The organism is Neisseria sp., from assembly GCF_041804105.1.
Taxonomy (GTDB): Bacteria; Pseudomonadota; Gammaproteobacteria; order Burkholderiales; family Neisseriaceae; genus Neisseria.
Window position 1 is genome coordinate 1 of record NZ_JBHCJY010000016.1, and the last position, 5,719, is coordinate 5,719.

Annotated in this window: 3 protein-coding genes; all 3 read right to left on the bottom strand. The window is 58.2% G+C overall.

Annotation, left to right across the window (positions count from 1 at the left end):
- On the bottom strand, positions 1-1,637 hold a 1,637-nt coding region (locus ACEYDX_RS01225), incomplete at its 3' end, for a TonB-dependent siderophore receptor (protein ID WP_373740217.1).
- 588 nt (positions 1,638-2,225) lie between these two features.
- Positions 2,226-4,085 carry a calcium-binding protein gene (locus ACEYDX_RS01230; RefSeq protein WP_373740218.1) on the bottom strand — a complete coding sequence of 620 codons (1,860 nt, stop codon included), beginning with the start codon at positions 4,083-4,085 and terminating at the stop codon, positions 2,226-2,228.
- Between the two features lie 295 nt (positions 4,086-4,380).
- Positions 4,381-5,719 (bottom strand): peptide chain release factor 3 (locus ACEYDX_RS01235; RefSeq protein ID WP_373740219.1); only part of this gene is annotated, 1,339 nt, incomplete at its 5' end.

A 5,719-nucleotide genomic window follows, 5' to 3' on the forward strand; every position in this document is an offset into this window, starting at 1 on the left:
CGGGCGGCGGCGTTTTTGTCCTGAAGGCGGTAGAGGCTGATGCGGCTGTTGAGGCGGTCGTCGAAGTAGCTGCCTTTGTAGCCGGTTTCAATCTGTGTGCCTTGGCGGGCTTTGAGCAGTCTGCCGTCGGTGCCGAGGTTGGCCTGCGGGCGGAAGAGCGACGAGTAGCTGGCATACAGGCTGTGGTTGTCGGTCATATCCCAAACTGCGCCTGCATAGCCGGTGAATTTGGTTTCGTTCTTTTTCAGACGGCCTTCGCCGTTGTCGGATTTGATGTCGTAGCGGCCGATGCGTCCGCCTGCAATCAGGGAAAGTGTGGCGGCGGGACGTACGGTCAGTTTGCCGTACAGCCCCATTTCGTCGAGGGTGTTTTTGTCGGTGCTGTGGGTATAGCCGCGTGCGCCGGAGCGGGCGTTGGCGAGGATGTCGGTGTGGCCGAGTGTGTCGAAGGAGACGTAGGGCAGCGACGGGTTCAGGCCGCCGCGCCCTTGTTCGGTATCGGTTTTGAAGCGGTTGTAGTCGGCACCGACCACAAATTCGTTGGCTGTGTTGCCCCATTCGAACGGTTGGCTGTAGGATGCGTCGGCGGCGAAGGCTTTCTGGCGGATGTCGGTGCCCAGTCCGGTGGCGCGCACGTTGCCGCCGGCATCGATGCCGCTGCCGGAAAAGGCGTAGTTGGAATCGGCTTTGCGGTCGGAATAGCGCATGCCGATTTTGCCGTAGCCGCCGTTGTCGAAGTAGTGTTTCAAGTCGGCGAATACGTCGTGGCTGTTCATGCGGAATTTATTCCACGGTGCCCCCACGAATCTGTCTTGCGGCAGGGGCAGCAGGGTGCCGCCCGATAAGGCGGGCAGGCCGTTGTCGGGAGCGAGACGGCGCTGCTGGTAGAGATAGCCCGCGCCGAAAGTGGTGTCGGGCGTGATGTCCCAATCCACGGCGGCATAGGCGGTTTCGCTGCGGTTGTTTTTATCGGCGGGGGCGGCCGATTTGCCCGTGGTCTGCGCCAAAACGCGGCCGCGAACGCTGCCGTCGGCGTTCAGGCTGCCCGATACATCGCCTTCGAGTTTGTACTGTTTGTGGGTGCCGCCGCCCGCTGCAATGTGGCCTTTGAATTCTTTGGTGGGCCGTTTGCGTACCAGATTGACGATGCCGCCCATTTCGCCCGAGCTGTCAAACAGCCCGCTGGGGCCGCGCATCACTTCCACGCGGTCGAACGCCGCCAGATTCGGCAGCGTGCCGTTGATGCTCTGCATCTGCGCGGGCAGGCCGTCCACGTTGTATTCGTCGTATTCGTAGCCGCGTGCGTAGATGGACGAGCGGCCGTCGTCGTTGCTCAACACGCGCAGGCCGGACGTTTTACGCGCAAGCTGGTCGAGCGTGTTGGCATTGCGGTCTTTAATCTGCTGGTGGGTCAGGATGCTGATGGATTGCGGGATTTCGCGCGGCGATGCGGGCGATTTGGTGCCGACGGTGGACGAATATGCGCTGTAATTGCGGTTTTTTTCGGTGGAAATCGCGTTGTAGCGGCGTTGCCCCGTTACCTGTACCTCGCCCAAATCAACGGAATCCGTTTGCGCCCACAACGGTGCGGATACCGCCGCCATCACGGCGGCGGCAGTCAGCTTGGTTTTGAACATGGGTTTTCACTCCTTTTGATGAGAATAGTTTTATTCTCACTATAACAGAAGCAGCGGTTTTGCGTATAGCGGTAGGATTGTAAAAATGTATGTGAAATGAATGGGTTGCGTTTTCGGGATGTATCGGTACGGTCGGGTTGGGCAGGTCGGAGCATTGTCGGCTGATATTTACGGTGCGGGTATGCGGGCTTTGGCAAGCCGTTTTCAGACGGCCTATGGGGGCCGGACAGTACGGCCGTGTTGCTTTGGGTATACCGCGTACTGCGACGGTTCGTAGAACTCAGGCGGTATCGGAATGGTGTGCATGGATTCCTGCTTGCGCGGGAATGACGGAAATGTAACGGTACGGCTTTCACTATTTGTGCAAACGTGCGGCTGAAAACCAAAGGCCGTCTGAAATGTTTTTTCAGACGGCCTTTGCTTGTCGGACGGTTTGGAAACCGTGTATTGTACATCCGTCCGTTATTCCTTTCGGCGGGATCGGAAACGGAGGCCGGCACACGAATGGGTTAAGGCCGTCTGAAAACGGCCTTAACCATACGGCAGATGCTGTTTACACTGCCCGAGCTGCGGATGCAGGCAAAACCGTTATCCGATGATGCCGCTGACCGGTATCTCTTCGGGCAGGACGGCGGGGGATGTGGCGGCGTATCCGGTGGCGGCTTGGTGGGTGGCCGACTCTTCAAACGTGCTGCCGTTCATCGTGCCGGAGTCGAAAACGAACGAGCCGACGGCGGGGCTGACGTTGCCGTTTTGGTTTTCGATAACGAGTACGCTGTTTGTGCCGTTGAGCGTGATTTCCCAATCGGTGCCGCTGCCGTTGGCAAGGGTTTTGAGCGTGAGGTCTTCGGGGCGGATGCCTTTGCCGAAGCGTATGCTGTTGCTGCCTTCGCCGTCGATGATGCGGTTTTGGCCGCCGTCGTTGCCGAACAGGTAAACATCGTCGCCCGCGCCGCCGTACAGCAGGTTGCTGCCGCTGCCGCCGTCAAGCGTGTCGTTGCCCTGATTGCCGAACAGGGTGTCGTTGCCGCCTTTGCCCAGCAGACGGTCGTTGCCGGTCAGGCCGTTTATCAGGTCGCTGCCCGTACCGCCTGCGAGATAATTGCCGTTGATGTCGCCGAACAGGATGCGGTCGGCATCGGTATGGCCGGTTTGCGGTTGGAAACGGATGGTGTGGGAAACGCCTGTTTCGATGTCGCTGAAGCTGCCGTCGGGCAGATAGCTGTAAGTGATGCCCGGGTCGGCGGCGTTGCGGTTGGGCATGAATATCAGGTTTTCGGCATCATACGCCGATACCGTACCCGATTTGATCCATTCGCTCATTTCGCCTTCGCTGTTGACGTAAAACAGACGGCCTCCGCTGACTTTCTCTATCTTCACCAGATTCAGCGGCGTGGTATTGCTGCTGCCGATGCCGAATGTGTCGCTGTCGAAGCGGTAGCCGCTGTCTGCGGTGATGTTGACGGTTTTGGCGTAGCCTTCAACGCCGACGCGACGGGCCAGCTCGGAATAGTGGAGCGTGCCCGAGTCGAATTCGAACAGGCTGACGGCGGGTTCGAAATGCTGGTCGGCGGCCACGGCAGTCTGGTTGTGGATAAACAGCTTGTCGGTGCTGCCTTTGATGCCGATTTCCCAAGTCTGCGCCAGCGAACCGTCGGCATTGACGGCGGCTTTGATGGTCAAATCTTCGGGACGGATGCCTGCGCCGAAACGCACGGTGTTTAGGCCCTGCGGATCGGAGAGGGTTTCTACCCCGGGAATGCGGAAATCGATGATGGTGTCGCGGCCGTAACCGCGGGCGAAATAATAGGTGTCGTCGCCTTTGCCGCCCATCAGCGTATCGTTGCCGCTGCCGCCGTCGAGAAAGTCGTTGCCGTCGTTTTCGTCTTTCCAACGCCAGCCGCTGAGCAGGGTGTCGTCCCGTTCGGGCAGGCGGGCGGTGCCGCCGTAAAGGATGTCGTTGCCTGCGCCGCCGTACAGTTTGTCGGCACCGTCGCCGCCGAAGAGAATGTCTTTGCCGCCCAAGCCGTGCACTGAGTCGCTGCCTGCGCCCGCGCGGAACAGATTGTCGCCGTGGTTGCCGCGCAAGGTGTTGTCGAGCGCATTACCGCTGCCGCGGAGATTGGCGCTGCCCGAGAAGGTCAGGTTTTCGACGTTGTTCGGTAGGGAGAATGAAACGCCTGCCACCACCGAATCCGTACCTTGTCGCGCGGATTCGATGACGCGGTCGCCTGCGTTGTCGACATAATAAACGTCGTGGGAATTGCCGCCGTACATGATGTCGCCGCCCGTGCCGCCGTCGAGAACGTCGTTGCCGCCCAAACCGCGCAGGGTGTCGTTGCCCGCACCGCCTTTGAGCGTGTTGCGGCCGTCGTCGCCTGTCAATGTCAGGGGTGTGGCGGTATCCGTGTCGCCCGGAGCCGCTGTATTTGCTGTTTGCTTATTCATTGCCGTTTCCTTTCTGATGTATCAGGTAATCATTTAGAATAAAATAATGACGGAAATTATTCTTTTGTCGCTGCATTTTTGATGGGGCAGGACGTTGGAAAGTATAGCTGGAAATAATCGGAAACAATAGCTTAAGTGTGTATTGGGAACGGTTGCAGAATGACGGGTAGATTGTTTGGAAATGAATGAAATCATTTCCAAATAAAGGAAAGGCCGTCTGAAAATCATTCAGACGGCCTTTGCCGTAAAACGAAGCCTGTTTTTTCAGACGGCCTCTGCTGTTGTAAAGCAAGCATCAGGCGTTCAGGTTGACCGCATGTTCGCGCGTTTCGTGGAACACGATGTCCGGCCAGCGCTCCTGCGTTAAGTTCAGGTTCACGCGGTTGGGGGCGAGGTAGGCGAGGTTGCCGCCTGCGTCGACGGAAAGGTTGGCGGCGTTGGCTTTTTCAAATTCGGCCAGTTTTTTCTTGTCGTCGCACGACACCCAGCGCGCCGACCAGATGGACGCGGTGTCGAAAACCGCTTCCACACCGTATTCGGCGGCCAGCCGCGAAGTTACCACTTCAAACTGCAACACGCCCACCGCGCCCAAAATCAAATCCGCGCCCGAGTGCGGTTTGAACACCTGCACCGCGCCTTCTTCGCCGAGCTGCTGTAAGCCTTTTTGCAGCTGCTTGATTTTCAGCGGGTTTTTGATGCGCACGCTGCGGAAGAGTTCCGGCGCGAAAAACGGAATGCCGGTAAACGCCAGCTGTTCGCCTTCGGAAAAACTGTCGCCGATTTGGATGTTGCCGTGGTTGGGGATGCCGATGATGTCGCCGGCGTAGGCTTCTTCCACCAATTCGCGGTCGTGCGACATAAAGGTCACCACGCTGCTGGCAGCGATGTCGCGGTTGATGCGCAGGTGTTTCATCTTCATGCCGCGCTCGAATTTGCCGGAACACACGCGTAGAAAAGCGATGCGGTCGCGGTGTTTCGGATCCATATTGGCCTGGATTTTGAACACGAAACCGGAGAATTTTTCTTCAGACGGCATCACTTCGCGCACGGTCGCGTCGCGGCCTTTCGGCGCGGGTGCCCAGTCGATGAGCGAGTTTAAAATTTCCTGAATGCCGAAATTGTTAATCGCCGAACCGAAGAACACGGGCGTGAGTTCGCCCGCCAAAAATTCTTCCAAATCAAACTCGTTCGACGCGGCCTGCACCAGTTCGATTTCGGCGCGCAGGTTTTCCATTTCCAGCGGAAACAGTTCGTCCAAACGCGGATTGGCTATGCCTTGGACAATCTCGAATTCGTGCGGCAGCTTCTCGCCGCCCGCGTCGAACAGATACACTTCGTCGTTCAGAATGTGGTACACGCCCTTGAAGTTTTTGCCCATGCCGATCGGCCAGGTAACGGGCGCGCAACGGATTTTCAGAATGCTTTCCACTTCGTCGAGCAATTCCAGCGAATTGCGCACTTCGCGGTCGTATTTGTTCATAAACGTCACGATGGGCGTGTTGCGCAGGCGGCAGACGTTCAACAGCTTGATGGTCTGCGCCTCCACGCCTTTGGCCGCGTCGATGACCATCAGCGCGCTGTCCACGGCGGTAAGTACGCGGTAGGTGTCTTCCGAAAAGTCTTGGTGGCCGGGC

Coding starts and splice junctions, on each gene's coding strand:
- ACEYDX_RS01230 (WP_373740218.1), bottom strand. CDS start 4,085: ATGAATAAGCAAACAGCAAATACAGCGGCTCCGGGCGACACGGATACC.